Here is an 18,909-nt window from a genome sequence, read left to right on the forward strand (position 1 = left end):
AAGTGGTTGGTTGTTCTATCCCCTAATTTACTGAATTAATCTAAGAGACTATAAATCAGTGTAAAACAAATAGGAAATGGACCGCCACATTGTATACCATTACAGAAGCAGTGGTGGTTGGTCCTAATGAAATCTAACAGTTAGTATATAAAGCGAAGCGGCCCGAAGGGTGATATGATTTCATATACTATGTTAATGAGTGTTTTTCTGGATTATTATATAATTCACTTGAATTCTTCAGGAATTTCTGCTAATTGTCTGATATAAATATCTTTATAATAGACCTCAGCACCTTCCGATTGCAGAATTATTCTTCCTGAATTAAGAGGTTTCTGACTGCTTCCAATTCTTGAATTAAATAAACGCATTACGACTTTTCCATTGACAATATGTATGCTATTGCCATCCATTACAATCAACTCGATATCATTCCATTGGCCATGAGGTTTTTCAGCATCTAAAGCTTTGAACACCCTTCGTTTTGCAAGACTATCCTGAATTGCTGTTTCTAAAATTTCCGCATAATGGTATTTCCTCAAATCGGCACCTTCTTTATAAATATAGTACTTGTCTTTATATGGAATACTTGGGATATCTATCTCTACATCTCCTACAGGCCAGTAATCTCCCATATCGCCTTGTTGTATTTGTAGTTCTTGAGACCCCATCCAATAATTAGCCGAACCAGGTTCTCCAAAACCGTGGTAAAGCAACCCACTATCACGCGGGCCATTTTCTCTTGGGGGATACATTTTTTCACCCCATTTCATTTTAAGCTTCAAATGGTAATTGTTGAACACTTTCTCTGTAAAAATCATCCCCCACGCTTCACCCGTAATTCGAATGGCATTTTTTTCATCCACCTTGCTCACTGTTATAACATGAAGTGGATCATTGTCAAGTCCGTAAGGTTCAACAGTATTTCCCAGGCTATCTACATCTGAATTGTATTGAGTTCCCAAATAGGTGTGCCAATCAGCAAAATCTTGTCCATTCCAAAGAGAAGTCCATGAAGCTTCAGAATCCACTTTCTTATTATTTGTATTGCAAGAAATAAAGGAAATCAATAAAAATACTGGCAGTAATTTTTTCATTTAATTTGTCTTGATATGGGCTAAATTCTAATTATTTAAATACTCCTTGACAATGGGATATAGTTATTGATGAACTCCCGTTAATGTAAACTAATAAAGTTTATTTCGAGTTTACCCTAACTACTGGTTGTTCTTCCTAAGGTAAGGAATTATTAGGGTATTTGAGTATGAAATTCACCCAGGAGTACTATCGGAAGATTGTGCAGAGAAGGGTTAGTGAAGAGATGAAAAGGATATCAAAAAAACTGAAATAATAAGTATCAAGTTCTGGATAAATGTTGTTTTAATAAGCAATCTAATATCACGATTTCTACCAAAACGAATCAACCTTATTGATTACGGAAGCATGATTTAAGTATCTTGATAAAAAGTCATGAATGATATTCTTATCCCGAAATTACGATAAAGAGGTATCTTAGTACTCATACAACGAGTTATGCGAAAGCGATTTACTGTTCAGCGTGAAGTCGCCGTAATAAGTAATTCTAATAATATATAGAAGTGATGAGTAAAAATCGTAAAAGCACCACACCTGAATTTATAGAAAAAGCAATAAAAATACATGGTAATAAATTTGATTATTCCAAAGTAGAATATACTGGTAGCCACAATAAAGTTTGTATAACATGCCCAGAGCATGGTGAGTTTTATCAGAAGCCAACAAATCACCTATCAGGAAATGGATGTAAAAAATGTGCTTATCAATACAGTCATGGGAAGTATAGATTAACTTCTTTAGAAACATTTCTTAAAAAAGCTAAGGAAATACATGGTAGTAAATACGTCTATTCTAAAGTAGTATGGAAAAATACATACACTAAAATTACTATTATATGCCCTATTCATGGGGAGTTTACGCAAGTACCACAAAATCATATTAGATTAAAATGTGGGTGTAGAAAATGTGGTAGAGAAATAGTTAAATCTAAACTTAATAAATACAATACTGAATATTTTCTAAAACACGCCGAAAAGGTTCATGGAAATAAATATGACTATTCTAAGACCCAATGTTTTAATGCTACTGATAAATTAGAAATTAATTGTCCTACTCATGAAAAATTTAAACAAATTGCAAATCAACATTTACAAGGTTGTGGCTGTCCGAGATGTCATTTTGACCAAATGGCAAAAGATAGAGCAATGGGTGCCGAACTTTTTATTAATAAAGCAAAAGAGTTATTTGGGGATAACTATAATTACTCAAAAGTTGAATACATAAACGGGCAGAAGAATGTTTGTCTCATTTGTCCAGAACATGGTGAGTTTGAGGTTACACCAAATAATCATTTATCTAAGAAAAGTGGTTGTCCTACTTGCAATGAATCTAAATTAGAAAGAGAGCTAGCATCTATTTTGGATGAACAAAATATAATATATGAAAGACAGAAAAGGTTCAAATGGTTAGGGAGGCAATCATTGGACTTTTATCTACCTGAATACAACATTGCAATTGAATGCCAAGGGATTCAACATTTTAAACCAGTTGATTTTGGTGGAAAAGGCAAAAAATCGGCAAATCGTTTATTTGAAAAGACTAAAAAAAGAGATGATAGAAAACTCAAAAAATGCCTAGCTCATAATCTAGAAATGATTCATGTTATAGACAATGAAGAATATCTTGATAATAAATATCATTTTGATATTGTAGAACCCTTTTCAGGTAATGTAAGTTATACTACTACGTGTATAAATCATTTTGAGAATTACATAACCCATGTAGTTGATATATCACACTTCTTGGGGTTAGAAATGATGAAGAGCAAAAGAATTTGATAATGTTTTTCAAATGTTTGAAAACATAATTCCAAAAGCAATGGGAAACGATGTTACAATAAATCATCAACAAATACCAGTTCTTTGTTGAGGTTATTTGGGACAATGAAAAAGATGAGATTATAGGCATAGGACAGTTCAAAGAAGGAGATAGCCTGGATAAGTATAGTTATGTTCCTAAGATAATCTAGTTAATTTGATGTACAAGGAATGTTTGGATGGTCAGGTATCCTCTCTCACGTAATTAAAGAAATGGCCGAAATATAATCAACACAAACATTTTTTCTTCAATTTTGCTATAACTTTGAAGTAAAAGTTTCAATCCTGCTGGTTAGGGTAGGTCCAATGGTATTTTCTGCCAACCCAATGAAAATTCCAATTACAAATGCAAGACTTTCATAACCTTTTTCCCCTATGTAACCTGTACTAAATGTCTCTCCAATTGCAACATTTAAAAAGTTTGTGATGAACATGAAATAAAAACTCAGGCCTATCAAAACCAATACGATCATTCTCAACATTGGACTAACAAACCCATCATTTAATGTTCTTAGATCTTCAAAATTCAATTCTTTCTTGCGTACTGCAAATGACAACCAAGTGCCGATACATGATCCGATGATCAAATATATACCATTTTTAAATATACTTTCATCATCCATTTTAATATTGAAGATATTCGGAAGAATTAACAAAATGAAACATACCAAAGAGACACTAATGCCAGAAATACCTAAATAAACCAAATAGGTGCGTTTGATTTCACGGCCCTTCTGAAGAATAATCTCTGATTTAAATTGTTCTAACTGCTGACGGGCTAATTCAAAAAGTGTCGATGCAGCACCAATTTCCGCAATCCCAACCAATGATTCCATGTGAATTGTAAGTCTTGCTTTATCTTTTTCATCTTTATAGAGCTCCTTTAGGGCCTCCTGAACTTCATGCACATTGCGAATAAAGGCACCTATTTCAACAGGTACGGGGGCTTCGGGAAATCTCATTTGAAATTCAATATCAATTTTAGCATCATGAAATTCGATGTCATAATAAATAACCGCTTCTGGTATTATTGAGGATTTTTGATCAAGAGTATCGACATCTAGTTGGTCGCTTGTTTCACTATTTTGTTCCTTTTCTTCTATAATCGAGCTCCATTGATCCTTACTAAGTTTTTGCTTCTTTTTGAATTTGAGGTTTGTATTTTCCTTGATAGTATCATTTTTCAAAAGAGTATTCAATTTATTAATGTCAATTGTGGGACTTTCTAATTCATCTATGAACTCCTTTTGTATATCATTAAGAGATTCATTTGCATTTAGCCTCACTTTCAATGACGAAATGAGCTGTTTTAATACCAGTATATCTTCTTCTTTCATCTATTACATATCTAACTAAATGTGTTGCTTGAAGGAGGTCAAAAAGACGTTTTACAAAAATGTTCTTAAGGAATCATATTCATTTTATAATAATGTTAAGCCCACATTTCTATCGCTTATCATAAGACTTGCATTTATTTTTTTTTTGGCCAACCTCTCCCCGGACCCACCGATCTTATAGAAGCTTTCTTTTGCTCTTTAGGAGGTTTCTTTTGCTCTGTCTGTTTTACAGTACAAGTACTTATTCCAAAAGGTTTGTACAATGGACAGAAGCCTACAAAACCGGTCAGCACAAAAACGCCTGCCAATACCATTAGAACTATCGCTAGTGTGCCACCTATTAGTTCTGCAAGCACAAGCACTACTATAATTGCAGCTACAATAAAACGAATTATTCTATCTAAAGACCCCATATTTTTTTTCATGATAGCAAATGTTAATTAGAGAAATTTTTTACTAGCCAGATTATCTTAATGTGAATAGTTCTATTTGTCTTTATTTGTAGTTTTAAATGTATCAAGATACAATATTATCCCATTATTATTGATATTTCTCAAGACCTTTATGTTTCTTGTTGAGGTCATTTGGGACAATGAAAAGGATGAGATTATAGGTAAAGGAGTATTCAAAGAAGGAAATAGCCTGGATAGGGATTCTAATGTTCCTAAGGAGATTTAAATATTATCATTGTATCTAAAAGTAGGAAAACGACTTTTACTTAAACTATGTTTACTCCATTTATTATGTTGCATAGTTTTTAGGAAAAAACACAAAAGAAGGGGTTTAAGAACATGAGATAAGTCAGGTTATTCCTTTAGCGGTTTACTTACTTTCGTTCTAGTTCTCCCCTAACAACTAAAACCAATCTTTATGAGTAAGAAACCAACAATGCGAGAGAAGTTTAATAAGGAGTATGGAGAGATGGACAGCACAGAAATCCAGAAGGAGCTACTATACCAAGCCTTTAGGAGTAATAGCATAGCTGAGAAGACCAACGACAATGTAAGAGGTCTTTATACATGGCTTGTAGTAGTACCTATTATAGTAGGAATCATTCTGGGCATTGTATTAGCCTAATTTTATAACTTAGTCCAATCATCGTAGCTTAAATTTCAGAATTGAGAGTGATTTTTAATATAATTTTTTTGGATACTAACCAAGATATGGGATACTTTGTCCTAATATTGATGGCTGGGTTTTTTGTTATAGGCTTTATATGGTTTGAACTTATAGAAAAGCCAAAAGAGAATCGAGAAAAAAGGCAACTGGAAAAAAGATTAAGCGAATTGCAGAAGGCAGTGGATTTGGAAAATCAACAACAACTATCGCAACTAATATCTGAAAAATCCCCTATTCTAAGCTCAAAAGCAGATTTACAGGAAAAAGTCCATACCCTATCCAAGAATACTCCTTCTTGTAAAAAGTGTGGGGAGGATATATTCACTATTTGGGAAATTAATAATTCCACTTTAACAATTAGATGCAATGGGTGTAAAAAGAAATTTATTATCAGAAATGATGATATAAAAAATGGCTTCGTTAAAGAATTTAATACAATCTATAATTCGTTTTTAGATTTATTAGATAACTACAATCCTTATTTGGATGAATATCAAAACCATTCTTATGATTTTTCATCATTAAGAAGTGATTTTCCCAAATGTCGGGCAATTATTTTTGAAAGCAATGGAGAAGAATTAGAGGCTATCATCGATAGTATTCCAAGTGATGAACCTTCTAGAAGAATATCAGACAAAGTAAAGGATAATGTTTGGCGGAGAGATGAAGGAAAGTGCGTTAAATGCGGTTCAAATGAAAAACTTGAATTTGACCATATAATTCCTTTTTCTAAAGGTGGTTCAAACGGATATAGAAATATTCAATTACTTTGTGAGAATTGTAATAGAACCAAATCTAACAACATAGGATAGGCTTAATGCTAAAGTATTAGAAAAATTAGAGCAAATTTTGTATGCCATTATGTCAAAATCTTGAATTATTCTCAATAAATGAGTTAATTTACTGAACCCTCCCTCTGGAAAGCCCCGTAAACATTGAAAATATATTGTGCTATAAGTTTTATTATGTCAAATAGACTGTTAAATATCACTATTTTATACATACTTATTTAGGCAATAATAAAGATGATTAAAGTGATGCGCTTTACCCAGTTAATACTTAAGTTTCAATGAAGGCTATTATGTTTAAGAATTACTATTTTCTAGCCTATTAAGTTTAGTTATATAAAAAAATGAGGGTTTAAGTATTCTGTCTATTCTATTATTAAATACTTTATCTGATTACTAAGTAAATGCTATAAAAGTTTAAATAATTGTAAGGCAATTAATTACTATTATTATCTACTATAATCTCTTTTTATATTATTTACTATGATCTAGTATTATTTTATTTGTTCTTTTTTCTTTTCAACTCAATTTCACCAGTTGTCTCTCTTGAAGTCCAGTATTCACCTGACATTTTTGAAACCTTAAATCCATCGAAATTTAGCAGTACAGAGCCGTAATGTATTGCACTTCTATCTCGAATACCTGCTTTAGGCGTATTTAGATAAGAATAGAATAGTTGCTGATATCCTCTGTCTTTATCAATATTAAAGGATGAGCTAATACTGTGACTAATACTCTCTTCGGTTTTTATTTTGACAATTATGTTGAAAAAATCTTGTTTAATATCTATTTCCATTGGTATTGGTTTAGAAGTTCCACCTTCCCAATTTGATTTAATTTTCCCTTTCCATTTGCCTGATAGATTAGGTGTTTGAACTAACCAAGGGTAAAATATTCTCCACTTCCAAGCCCAAAATATAAATATTGTCCAAATGCCAATATTAATTGAAATGGTTGTTGAAATATGTGTTAGAGCTTTATTTAAGTCTAGGCTTTCAAGGTCTTGAGTTATCAAAAAAATAACTATATATATTGCAAAGACAAGGCCAATTATAGTCAGGGCAAATATTCTAATGTTGTGTTTTACCATTTTTTAAAACTCTAAATAATTCCAAAGTTGAACCATATATTCATTTACATCTTTTCTAGACCACTTTCTATTTGGTCGAAACAAATAAAGCAATTCTGAAACTTCTCCCCATTCATTACAACTATCTACCTCCTTTGTATTCTCGTATAAATAGATAATTGATTGTCTTAATCTTTCTGTCCAAGTTTCATAATTATTCATTATTCTATTTGGGATATTCCAAACTAAACATTCTAATAGAAATGAGGTAATATTATCACTTACCGTTTCTCCATCTTCGAGCATTTTATATCGAAGTTTTCTATGCAATCGTGTCAATCTTTTGAATCTACGATAAGTGTTATTGTTTTTGGCAATTCCGTTTTCTATGTGTTGCTTTGGGTAGTTTATAACTTGTTTATAGGAATCAGACCAAAATTTAGCACCAAGCACATAACTTCCATCTTTTGAATACCTACGGTAGTTCCAAGTAGGGACAACATCTGTTTCAATTCTACTTGTATTTGCTATTATAGTAATACACTTGTCCTTTCTAATAACATCACTTCGTCCAAATTTTGCAACCAGAGCGTTTTCTACATCGTCCTTAAATTCTGAATAAGAATAAGTAGAGTTTGATAGCCTGTCTAAACTAACATCTTTTTCTTCTGTGTTTGGTGGTAAATTGAACATAAATCCACCAGTATATTGTACATTGATGTCTATATCGCTATTTAGTCTTACGTTAGTATTATTTGCATAAGAACCTTGACCAAAAGTTTCTGTAGATTTAGTTTTTAGCTTTTCATCCGAACTAATTGCATCTCGAACCATTCTTTCAGAGCGTTCAAGTTTACTTTGCTCAGAATTACTTGGTGGCTTAGTCCAATTAGTTAAAGTTTGTTCGGTGAATTTTGCCATTATTTTTGGTCTTTTTCAAATGTTGCCTAACTGGTTATATCAACACTAAAAACATTCTTTCTCTTTTCTGTTCTCTGGACGAAGAGGACTATCTTTCTTTTTATCATTTAATAATTATCAAAGGTATATTTAATGTCCCCTTTCAATTATGACTTATATCATTCTTATCAATGAGACAAACGTTGATCTTTACCAACTGTAACATGGATTAAGAAATTTAAAATTAATGCTTCGCAATTGAAGAAGCCTGGATGGAAACCATAAAAAATCTATGGTTTTTAAATAGAAGTTAACCATTGAAGATAAGTATCTTCCATTTCCCAAATCTACCCTGAGTAAAACTTCCTAAAAAGGGCAGTTAATCTATTTAGTACTAGCATATATCGAATAAATAAGAGTTTGGGATTAGTCTCTGTGTGGGTGTATAGAATTAGTGTTATTTTTGCGGATTAATTAGCTTGTATACAAGTGTTTCTAATAAACATTACCACAATGAAAAATATATTTTTAGGTTTCATAATTATGTTCTCATTACAATCGTTTGCGCAGAACGATTTCAGAAAAATGAATTGGGGAGATTCTGCAACTCAATTAAAAACTAAATATCCTGATGTTAATTGGGAGACTGAAACTGATGGTAAAACTCGAATCTACTTTACCGACGATTATGTCGGCGGCTTAAAGGCGACGATTGCCTATTATTTTGTTGAAAATAAATTTCAAATTGGGGCTTATATATTTATAGAAAAACATAGTGCTAATAATCTGTATTACGAAGATTTCGTCTCTATTTCAACTTTTCTTAAGAAAAAGTATGATATGGAACTGAATGAAAGTTGGAATAATACTTCGTGGAAAGGTGATGATGATAGTATTGGATATGCATTAGCAATGGGCCATGTTGAAATAGAAGAGGCATATGAAGACGAACAGAAAGCTATTAGTCATTCAATTTCTGGTGATGGTTTCTTGATATCACATACTTTGCGTTATGCTAGTATGGATTATGTAAAGTCAAAAAGAGAATCTAGTCTAGATGATTTTTAGAATAGAATCATAATTGCGCGGAGACTCATAGCGTACGGGAATAAGTAATATTTTGATTCGCCTTTGCGTTGATAATTACAGAACGTTGTAGCAATATTGCTTTATGGCCCTAGTTTACGGACAAATAGAATCCTTAAAACAAATACGAAGAACCTTAGATGAAAAGGGGATCAGTAGATTTAACTCTCTAGGTGACCTCAATAAATTCATTAAAAACTGCGATAATGAAAAAGAGGAAATTTTCTTTAGAATTGAACATTATTTTGATCTGGAACTAGACATACTCCAAGTAGAGGGCACTATCCTCCAACGAAATTATGATACGTTAAAAAATAGGGCGGAAACAAAACTCAAAAGCAGAATACGCAACCTAAGAAAGAAGTGCGAAGGGCTAACAACTATCCAGGCGAATAATGCTATTATGGAATTAGCTTACTGGTATCAACTACAATTCTTATTAGGGGTAAAGTTTATACTTGAAAAGAGTTTTAATTTTATCATTAGGATTCAGATTCACAGATCAAGAAAAAGTCTGAAAGCAATAAAGGAAAAGATAAATACCCTAGCGGCGAATAGGCATTCCATTATTTCTACCCGTTGCGAATCGAAGTTTAATAAATTTGAATATGTAAAGAAAGTGGTCACTGATCTAAATCCCCTAATTGCCGGAGCAATAGGTGAAAACTTAGTACAGAAAGAACTAAAAAAGTTATCAGATACCTATGTACTGTTTAATGACTTTTCACTTGCCTTCGAAAAACCTATTTATAATAGAAAGAAAAATGACCGCATATACAGTATTCAGATAGATCATCTTCTAGTCACCAAAGCTGGGATCTTTATAATAGAGACCAAAAACTGGAGTAAGAAATCTATTGCGCGTTTAGATATGAGATCTCCAATTAGGCAAATACGTCGCAGCAGTTATGCTCTTTTTGTCATTCTAAATAGTAGCGAGCAAGGTGCAAGCCGTATTCTTAAAAGACATCATTGGGGGGATAGGAAATTTCCGATAAGGAGTATTGTCGCAATGATTAACAACAAGCCCAAGGAGGAATTTAAGTATGTAACCATAAAAAAATTGAGAGAGCTAAATAGCTATATAGATTCTTTTGATTCCATATTTGATGATTCTGAGGTTAAAATGATTTCAAATTATCTAAATAAGATTAAGAGCTAATTTTTTAAAAAGCCACACAATTCGGAAACCCATTAAGTTGGCTAGTTGACAAGTAGTTGGATTATAGGGTGTTAGGCGCCCTAGTCCGATGCTGCGTTCAATTAACTATTATAAAAATTAGCTTCATATTTTATTCATCTTACCTTCTTTCGATTTGTGTAATCTTAGATAAAGCTCCTTTGACAATTCCAAGGTACTGTGATCAATTAAATCAGATTTCTTGCTATTTATCAACTTTTAGATTATATTGGTTAAGGAATAAATTTAGCTTTACTACACAACATTCGAATATAGGGTATCTTTTTGGAATAAAGTTTCAAATTTACATTGCCCAAGAAAGATTATTAGTAATGGAAAACACCCAGTCCAAAGTAGACCAATTAACAAGAGATGCATTTAGCATTTTGATAATTGTATTTTTATTAGGATGTATTGTAGGCTTTTTCATTTCCATTATATCCTCTACCATGACTACTGGTTTATTTTCTATTGGTGGAATAATTGCTGTTTTTTGGGTGTATATCAAATGGGATATTATAAAAAGAACCCGCATTAAGCCATCAAAGGTCGATGAGATATCGGACCTTATTAAAGCAGATACAAATTCAAATGGATAAGAATAAAATCGCAGGTGTTTTATTAGTATTATTTATAATTATTATGAGCGCTGCCCTGATCTCGACTTGGAATCAAAGGAAGAGGCTACAATTAAAAACAGAAAAACTAGAAGTCAGTCTTGCAGAGGTAAGCGCAGCTAAAGATCAAATAGAGGAACAAAAAACAATCTTTGAAAATTTTTACAATGATTGTAAAAATGATAACAATGAAGCAGACTTGTGGAAAATAGCCAATGCTACTAATACGCTTTTTGCTTACAGTAATTATGCTCAAATTTCCAATCCAGAGGGAGCTAAACTCAAAGAATTGAATAATGCTGTGGATAATCTTCTTAGCAAAAAAGGTTATGTTCAGTATATTGAAACTAATGGCAATAAACTGTTTGCCCAAGTTAATCTTTCTTTAGAAGGTGAATTCGTAAGATTTATAACAGATAAAGCTGTAAGGGATGGTGCGATAGGTATTAAAAATTGCGGATCGCCAAATCAGAAAAAAACTGGTGATATAATTTTGAAAGGTAAAACAGTTAAAATAATTAAATTGTGTGAAGCCACAAGCAGTAAAAATGTATGGGCATATATCGCTTTTTAGAAACCACCATATTTTTCACCTTTTTCTGGCTTCAACACAACGCATTCTACAGAGCATATCTTTATTAATTGTAAGAAGAAGTATCCTTTTTTTTTGGCAGCAAGGAGGATTAGCGGTAACTAGTAAAGGCCTACAATTCGGAACCCCATTAAGTTGGCAAGCGCCAAATTTTATGGTTTTATATAAATAGCTGTTTAGAACCTTAGACTGTTTAAATTCCAAATGGCAAGCACCAAATCCCAAATGCTTTATCCGTAGGTTAACTGACTGTGCCGAAACGGTGATTCAGGAGTTTTTTGAACACTTTGTAGTGCTTATGTCCACCTTGCTCGACTTCGTAGATAAAACCCCAGTTTGGCTTGCTTATTTAACAGCTAATCGACCTTCACAAGAGTTGAAAGAGGGTTGTCTGGATGAGGTTTGTCAGAATTAAGCAACATGTTTTAGACTCACAAAATACATTTCCAATTCTCCCTTTCCCTTAACCCGGATTTTACCTCTTTTCTCAAAGGTGAAATAAGGATCATCTTTAATTATGTCATACGTATGTTGAGAAATGTTTACTTTGTCTATCTCTCCATTGCTTTCCATCCTCGAAGCGGTATTCACAGTATCACCCCAAATATCATATTGAAATTTCTTAACACCCACGATACCAGCTACTACTGGCCCAGTATGAATGCCAATCCGCATCTCAAAAATAGTTTCTTTTTTGGCTTGTTTTTCTACAATTCTATTAGCCACAAATGATTCCATTTCTATGGCAGCTAAGATAGCATTACGAACAGAATCCTCGGAAGGTACAGGTAATCCACCAGCAGCCATATAGGCATCACCAATAGTCTTTATTTTTTCTATTCTATATTTTTCACATATTTGATCAAAGGCCCTGAAACAATCATTCAACTCACCTATTAACTCCTCGGCCGATAATTTTGCAGATTTTCTGGTAAAGCCTTCAAAGTCAGCGAATAAAACAGATACCATATCAAAAGTCCTGGCATCCGCACTTCCTTTTAATTTTAGCTCTTCGGCTATTTCAGCGGGCAGAATGTTAAGCAATAAACTTTCCGAACGGTCTTTTTCTTTTTCGATTACAGCCTTGGATTTTTTTACATAACGCCATCTAATATAATATCCACCAGCAACAAAGAGAAAGAACAAACCAGCTCCAATGGCCAGATTTTTATTTCTGTCTTTTTTTAGCAATTCAGCTCGGTGGGCCATTTCTAATTTTAGATCCTTCTCAACCTGATTAATGCTATCTGCCTGCACCTGGATGGCAAACTCCATCTGCTGTAATTTTACGTCAATTTTTTTTGTTTGCAAACTATCATCAAGTACCTGCATTTGTTCAAGGTAAACCAACGCTTTACTACCATTGCCTTGAGCCTTGTAAGCATCGTAAAGACATTTGCACGATTCTTTTTGCTGATGAATATTATTTGAGTTCTTAAAATGATCAAATCCTTTTTTGCAATAGGAGATAGCTTTTATATAGTTGCCCATTTTTAGGTAAAAAGCACCTAAATAGGACATGGTCCAAGCCATCGCATCTTTATCTCCGATTTCCTCTTGGATTTTTAAACCTTGTTGATAATAACTCAGTGCTTTGGGATAGTCATCTTGATCAGCATTAATTTGACCAATATTTATCAATCTCAATGCAATCATGACCGTATCTCCGATTTCCTCGCTAATCCTTAATGCTCTTTGCAAATTGTCCAGTGCTTTGGGATAGTCGCCCTGATTTTTATAATTAAGGGCAATATTGGTTAAGGCATCAGCGATCCAAACTTTATCTTCCTTTTCCTCTACGATTTTTAAGAATCTTTGTAAATAGTCATGTGCTTTGGGAAAGTTGCCCTGAGCTGAATAAATATGAGCAATTGTCACCAACATCCAACCAATTTCATCTTTATCTCCAATTTCCTCACGGATCTTTAAGGCTCTTTGATAGTAGTCCAGAGCTTTGGGAAAATCTTCCTGATGTTCATAAATATGGGCAATAAAAATTAAGAACCAAACTACTCCATTTTTATCTCCGATTTCCTGACTAATTTTTAGGCCCATCTGATAGTGGGCCATCGCTTCGGGATATTCACTTTTGTCGAAATAAGCCAACCCCTGATAATTCAAGGCTCTAGCCATCCCTCTTTGGTAATCCTCTTTACCTGAATATTGAAACAGCCCATGCGCCAAAATCAAAACGCTGTCAGACGGGGAATGAGGATAGCACTCGACAATGTACTCTTTAAAGGCATTTGACCTGATCGAATCATGCAGGGTACTATCTTCCAAAACACCATATAAGGAGTCAAGTCTAGTTTGGGCACCAGCATAACTGAAGATGAAAACAAGGAATATAAAAACGTAATTGCTTTGCATAATATTTGATAATAATGCACATCCTGAAGCACTGAATTGTAACCCTTTTAGAGCAATGAAATTAAATTGTAAAAAAGGACTTTATTCACAAAAATATTTTGCCTACTTGAAAATTTTGAAGATGCTAATTCTTAATGGTTAAAACGATGAAGTTAAACGCCAGATTTTACTTGTGAAATGACTAACATCAGTTTATGAGGATTTCTATACTCTTTTCACATCTAGGATCGATACTCCTATTGACCGAGAATTTCAAATCCTCTAGTTTATTTTTTGCTTTTTCCAGACTCATACAAGTCCAGGCCCAATTCCCATATGCTTTGTCTGTAGGATAACTGACCGTGCCGAAACGGTGATTCAGGCGTTTTTTAAATACTTCGTAGTGCTTATGTATCCACTCTTATGATTTCAACCAAACTGAATTATGATAAGGGGATAAAGAACCCAAAAAGGAACCCTTATCCGGAAAGTTTTAAGGATATGTGAGTATATTAGTATACATATTAACTAGTTGGCAGTAATACTAGAAAACACTAGAATAACATTTTACCAAAAAGAGCTTAACAATTGTCAATTCCGCCATTAATTAATAATAGCAACTTTCGAGAAGCAAATTAATTATCTAATTGACATTTTTGGGTTTGAACTCAAATTTCAAAAAAACAAATGAAAACAACAACATTTCTAACATTTGTAGGTGATCAATGCGGAAAGGCTGAAGTAGCGATAAAATTCTACACTTCTATCTTTCCGAATTCGGAAATTAAAAGCATAATAAAATACCAGGAAGGAGAGGCTGGAGGGACACCGGAGCTTATCAAATATGGAGTATTTACATTAAATGGTACAGAGTACATGGTTTCCGAAAGTAATTTTAATCACGCTTGGTCATTTACACCAGGGGTATCACTGTTCGTTGAATGTAACTCTGAAAATGAGATACAAACCTTATTCGAAAAACTTTCTTCAAATGGAGGCAAGATAATGGTCCCTCTCGATAACTACGATTCAGGGGATTACGGCTTTGGTAAAAAATTCGGATGGTGTGAAGATAAATATGGTATTTCATGGCAACTTAATCTTACAGAATAAATTCGAATTATAATATAGGCCGTCCTACTTAAAGGGATAAACGAAATGGAAAATAAAAAATAACTACTGCCAGCAATGTATATGAAATTATAGCTAGGGGTACTACGCTTCATATACGAGCCCGTTTAGGCACCATAAAAAACAGTTTATGAATAATAAAAATAAATGGTCGAGAAGAAGATTCAGCAAAGCGGTAATTTCCGCACAACTTCTATTGGCTTCCGGAGCTTTAACACTTCCATTAGCATGTGCTAAAACCAAAAAGAGTGAAAGTGATTCCGCTTTAGACAGCTCACAACAGGAGACTTTAAAATTTGCAATGGATGAAATTATTCCTGCTAATGAAAAAATGCCTTCGGCTTCCGATATTGGAAGTGTCACATATGTCTTAAACATTTTAGAAAAGTTGCCTGATTTATCTCCCTTGTTTCAAAGCTTAACAGATAAAATTGAAGTTTATAGTTTACAAAATTCGAATTCTATTTTTTCAGATTTAAATAAGGAAGCACGTATTAATCTTTTGGTCAATTTTGAACAAACTGAACCAGAATTATTTAAGGTATTAAAAGACTTCACTTATGAAAGTTATTATACCAGTGAAAAAGTATATGAATTGATAAAATATGAACCATATCCAACAGGAACATTAGGGCCCAAGATGGAACCTTTTGATGAGAAACTTTTAAATCGAGTAAAAGAAACACCTTCTATGTATACTAAAATATAAATGTTATGAAAAATGAAGATATCGATGTTTTAGTTATTGGTGCAGGTGCTGCGGGTGCTGCTTTAACCTGGAGTCTTTCCGAAAAAGGAGTTAAACTTGTTTGTCTTGAACAAGGTGGTTGGATTGACCCTTCAACATTACCCTCGTTAAAACCAGATTATGAAACGCAATTAACAAGAGAAGGTGATTTTAATTTAAGCCCTAATTTAAGAAATCGCAAAGAAGATTATCCTGTAACAACAGCTGGCGAAAATCCTCCATCTATAATGATGTTCAATGCAGTTGGTGGAACTACGATACATTGGCAAGGTATTTTCCCCCGCTTCCACCCATCCGATTTTAAAGTAAAAACACTCGATGGTGTTGCTGATGATTGGCCAATATCCTATTGGGATTTAGAGCCATATTATGATTTTAATGATAAAATGATCGGGGTTTCAGGAGTCTCTGGTGATCCAGCAAATCCACCACGGTCAAAACGACAAACGCCTCCTCTACCATTGGGTAAGATGGGAAATACACTGGTAAAAGGTTTCGAAAAATTAGGTTGGCATTGGTGGGTAAATGATCATGGCATTATCTCAAAACAATATAAAAACAGAGTAGGCTGTATGTTGCATGGGAAATGTATGTTTGGTTGTCCAATGGGGGCAAAAGCCACAACAGATCGCACCTATTGGCCACTGGCTCTTGAGAATGGCGCCGAGATTAGAACATGGTCAAGAGTGAGAGAAATAACCGTAGATCGAACAGGAAAAGCGAAAGGAGCTATTTATTTTGATAAAGATGGAAACATACAAGAAATTAAGGCCAAAGTTATTGTTGTATGTTGCAATGGTATAGGAACACCTCGCTTATTACTAAATTCTAAATCGAGTTTATTCCCTGATGGGTTAGGGAATTCAAATGGTTTGGTTGGTAAAAATTTCATGGTGCATCCTGCCTTATTTATCAATGGTATTTTTGAAGATGTTATGGATGGTCATATAGGTCCTATGGGAAGTCCATTGTTTAGCCATGAGTTTTATGAAACAAATAAAAATCGTGGATTTGATAGAGGTTATATGTTATATGGTGAGCGGACTTTTGGACCTTTAAGTCAGGCTGGAGATGTACCTTGGGGAGAAGAACATCATGAGGTATTTAGTGAGATATTTCCACATCAAGTTGGTCTTACTGTATTAGCAGACGACTTACCTGAAGAAACCAATACAGTTGAATTGGACAAGGAAATTGTAGATTCAAATGGTATTGCTGCCGCTAAGGCCACTTATTCACTTTCAGAAAATTCAAAAAAAATGCTCAATCATGCAACTAATAAGGCAGCAGAAGTTCTGGAAGCATCAGGCGCAAAAAGAGTCATAGTTCCTCCTCCTACAAATATGTCACACTTAATGGGTACTGCAAGAATGGGCGCAAATGAAAAAAAATCTGTAGTTGACAAAAACAACAAAGTACATAGCGTTCCAAATTTATTTGTTGTAGATGGAAGTTCGTTTACAACAGGCGCAGGTGTCAATCCAACATCAACAATTATGGCATTGGCATTACGGGCGGCCGACAAAATTTGGGAAAAACGAAATGAATGGAAATAATTCTATAAAACAGTGCCTAACAATGTATATAAACCATTTTATGCTTACGCCGTCCGCGTGACGCCGAAGCTTTAGCGGAGGGACAAGCTTTTCAGCCTTCGTAGCCAAACTACTTCGGCGAAACAAGCCAGCATAGGTGCTAATAGCTTATATACCAATCGTTATAGACAATTTAAATGAGAACTCTACTCTTTTTAATGATATGCCTATTCCTCTTTCCAATTAATGGGAATACCCAAAATTTCAAAAATATAGTGGCCTTTGGCGACAGTTTCACAGATAATGGCTACATAAATGGTCATTTCTCAGGGTTTAAGATTGTGCAAAGATCGCAAGCGCCAAATTTTATGGTTTTATATAAATAGCTGTTTAGAACCTTAGATTGTTTAAATTCCAAATGGCAAGCACCAAATCCCAAAGGCCTTATTTGTAGGATAACTGACTGTGCCGAAACGTTGATTCAGGCGTTTTTTAAATACTTCGTAGTGTCTATGTCCACCTTGTTCGACTTCGTGTATAAAACCCCAGTCTTTATTTGAAAATACTATTCAAGCCTTTTTATTTCTATACTAATATCATTAATTAATCTTTTAATTTCACTGTTAAGTGTATTGTAGCCTAGGTTATTTTGCCATTCTATTGTACTTAAAATTGTTTTCAACATCGCAATAAAATCTTCATCATTCTTTAGAGAGTTGTAATCTCGTGGTATCATTTTTCCGTGTACCCACTGTCCAATTGTGGAGTCTATTTTGTGCCCTTCATTTTTATCGAAACGTTTTAAAAATTCCTGATTTATGAAATTATTATCCAGAAATTGATGAGTCTCAGATGATTACATAAGTCGATTATAGGTGTATTCATACATAAACGTAATTGAATGTCGTAAACTGTCATTAGAAATTAAATTTAATCCTTGAGATTTCAAGCTTTCATACCCACTTCTATTAAAATAAGGTTTGATAGGTACAAATGAAACAGCGAAGTCGTTGCTTAACGAATCATTATAAAGCAAATCATTTTGAAAATGATAAAGAATATTACCAATGGCTTTTTGGGATGTTTCATGTAAATAATTTACTACTGAAATCTCAATTAGATCGCCCTTCATACATTGCCGAATCTCTTTCAATATTTTGATTTCATCATTTCTTGTTTTTACATCTTCATTCCAATTATTGACACTCAAAGCAATCAATATCCCAATCACCACCAGAAGTATCTCACCAATAGCATACCTCATGTATTTCAGCGGCTTGTTATCATTAGAGAGTTGTTTACGGATTCGCCTAAAAAAATTAATCATAGTTTCTGCTTTAAACGCCAGCGCGGCAGGCTGGCTCGTTCACTAAAAATGTCTACAAGACATTTTCTTAACGTTCCGCCCTCTAAAAAAGTTGATCATCGTTTAGTATGTTTTCCTTTGTTATTGCTTGTCACTTTTAATTACCTGGATTGATGCGTTGGCAAAACGTTTACCCATTTCTATATATCCCTCCTCTGACATGTGTAAATCATCTTTTATTTC

The 18,909-nt window shown here is 33.7% G+C and carries 17 protein-coding genes; 10 read left to right on the top strand and 7 right to left on the bottom strand.

What is annotated here, in order from left to right:
- Positions 1-224: 224 nt before the first annotated feature.
- Positions 225-1,094, bottom strand: a complete 870-nt coding sequence (locus ABJH90_RS15515; protein WP_348140960.1) for a DUF1080 domain-containing protein — start codon at positions 1,092-1,094, stop codon at positions 225-227.
- A 504-nt stretch (positions 1,095-1,598) separates the two neighbouring features.
- On the opposite strand from ABJH90_RS15515, the gene ABJH90_RS15520 reads away from it, so the two are divergent.
- A complete protein-coding gene (locus ABJH90_RS15520; RefSeq protein WP_348140962.1) occupies positions 1,599-2,870 on the top strand; it encodes a hypothetical protein in 1,272 nt (423 codons plus the stop codon).
- A 296-nt stretch (positions 2,871-3,166) separates the two neighbouring features.
- Here the strand turns inward: ABJH90_RS15520 and ABJH90_RS15525 are convergent, their stop codons facing one another.
- Positions 3,167-4,246 carry a hypothetical protein gene (locus tag ABJH90_RS15525; protein ID WP_348140964.1) on the bottom strand — a complete coding sequence of 360 codons (1,080 nt, stop codon included), beginning with the start codon at positions 4,244-4,246 and terminating at the stop codon, positions 3,167-3,169.
- Positions 4,247-4,380: 134 nt separating this feature from the next.
- A complete protein-coding gene (locus ABJH90_RS15530; RefSeq protein ID WP_348140966.1) occupies positions 4,381-4,671 on the bottom strand; it encodes a DUF2892 domain-containing protein in 291 nt (96 codons plus the stop codon).
- Positions 4,672-5,116: 445 nt separating this feature from the next.
- Here ABJH90_RS15530 and ABJH90_RS15535 point away from each other — a divergent pair, with 445 nt between their 5' ends.
- Positions 5,117-5,323 carry a hypothetical protein gene (locus tag ABJH90_RS15535; protein WP_348140968.1) on the top strand — a complete coding sequence of 69 codons (207 nt, stop codon included), beginning with the start codon at positions 5,117-5,119 and terminating at the stop codon, positions 5,321-5,323.
- A gap of 86 nt (positions 5,324-5,409) precedes the next feature.
- A complete protein-coding gene (locus ABJH90_RS15540) occupies positions 5,410-6,177 on the top strand; it encodes an HNH endonuclease (protein WP_348140970.1) in 768 nt (255 codons plus the stop codon).
- Positions 6,178-6,652: 475 nt separating this feature from the next.
- Here the strand turns inward: ABJH90_RS15540 and ABJH90_RS15545 are convergent, their stop codons facing one another.
- Both ABJH90_RS15545 and ABJH90_RS15550 read right to left on the bottom strand, forming a co-directional pair.
- The gene (locus ABJH90_RS15545; protein WP_348140972.1) at positions 6,653-7,243 is read right to left on the bottom strand and encodes a hypothetical protein; all 591 of its coding nucleotides are present in this window, start codon (positions 7,241-7,243) and stop codon (positions 6,653-6,655) included.
- A 3-nt stretch (positions 7,244-7,246) separates the two neighbouring features.
- A complete protein-coding gene (locus tag ABJH90_RS15550) occupies positions 7,247-8,143 on the bottom strand; it encodes a nucleotidyltransferase (protein ID WP_348140974.1) in 897 nt (298 codons plus the stop codon).
- 522 nt (positions 8,144-8,665) lie between these two features.
- Here ABJH90_RS15550 and ABJH90_RS15555 point away from each other — a divergent pair.
- The 4 genes from ABJH90_RS15555 to ABJH90_RS15570 all read left to right on the top strand — a co-directional run bounded on the left by ABJH90_RS15555 (position 8,666) and on the right by ABJH90_RS15570 (position 11,579).
- Entirely contained in the window at positions 8,666-9,190 is a 525-nt protein-coding gene (locus ABJH90_RS15555; RefSeq protein WP_348140976.1) for a hypothetical protein, read from the top strand.
- A 103-nt stretch (positions 9,191-9,293) separates the two neighbouring features.
- Complete coding sequence (locus tag ABJH90_RS15560; protein ID WP_348140978.1) at positions 9,294-10,370, top strand: nuclease-related domain-containing protein; 1,077 nt, start codon at positions 9,294-9,296, stop codon at positions 10,368-10,370.
- 350 nt (positions 10,371-10,720) lie between these two features.
- Positions 10,721-10,987 (top strand): hypothetical protein, encoded by a 267-nt coding sequence (locus ABJH90_RS15565; RefSeq protein WP_348140980.1) that lies wholly within the window; start codon positions 10,721-10,723, stop codon positions 10,985-10,987.
- Positions 10,980-11,579: a hypothetical protein gene (locus ABJH90_RS15570; RefSeq protein ID WP_348140982.1), complete on the top strand. Its 600-nt coding sequence runs from the start codon at positions 10,980-10,982 to the stop codon at positions 11,577-11,579. Before ABJH90_RS15565 ends, ABJH90_RS15570 begins: the two co-directional genes overlap by 8 nt.
- Before the next feature lie 429 nt (positions 11,580-12,008).
- Here ABJH90_RS15570 and ABJH90_RS15575 read toward each other — a convergent pair whose 3' ends face one another.
- Positions 12,009-13,967, bottom strand: a complete 1,959-nt coding sequence (locus ABJH90_RS15575) for a tetratricopeptide repeat protein (RefSeq protein ID WP_348140984.1) — start codon at positions 13,965-13,967, stop codon at positions 12,009-12,011.
- Between the two features lie 666 nt (positions 13,968-14,633).
- Here ABJH90_RS15575 and ABJH90_RS15580 point away from each other — a divergent pair.
- From ABJH90_RS15580 to ABJH90_RS15590, 3 genes are all read left to right on the top strand, one after another.
- Complete coding sequence (locus ABJH90_RS15580) at positions 14,634-15,059, top strand: VOC family protein (RefSeq protein ID WP_348140986.1); 426 nt, start codon at positions 14,634-14,636, stop codon at positions 15,057-15,059.
- Between the two features lie 148 nt (positions 15,060-15,207).
- Positions 15,208-15,786 carry a gluconate 2-dehydrogenase subunit 3 family protein gene (locus ABJH90_RS15585; protein WP_348140988.1) on the top strand — a complete coding sequence of 193 codons (579 nt, stop codon included), beginning with the start codon at positions 15,208-15,210 and terminating at the stop codon, positions 15,784-15,786.
- Positions 15,787-15,791: 5 nt separating this feature from the next.
- Positions 15,792-17,381 (top strand): GMC family oxidoreductase, encoded by a 1,590-nt coding sequence (locus ABJH90_RS15590; RefSeq protein ID WP_348140990.1) that lies wholly within the window; start codon positions 15,792-15,794, stop codon positions 17,379-17,381.
- Between the two features lie 835 nt (positions 17,382-18,216).
- Here ABJH90_RS15590 and ABJH90_RS15595 read toward each other — a convergent pair.
- Entirely contained in the window at positions 18,217-18,687 is a 471-nt protein-coding gene (locus ABJH90_RS15595) for a DUF6090 family protein (RefSeq protein ID WP_348140992.1), read from the bottom strand.
- Positions 18,688-18,909 lie beyond the last annotated feature (222 nt).

Origin of the sequence: Eudoraea sp., assembly GCF_039969275.1 — a bacterium.
Taxonomy (GTDB): domain Bacteria; phylum Bacteroidota; class Bacteroidia; order Flavobacteriales; family Flavobacteriaceae; genus Eudoraea.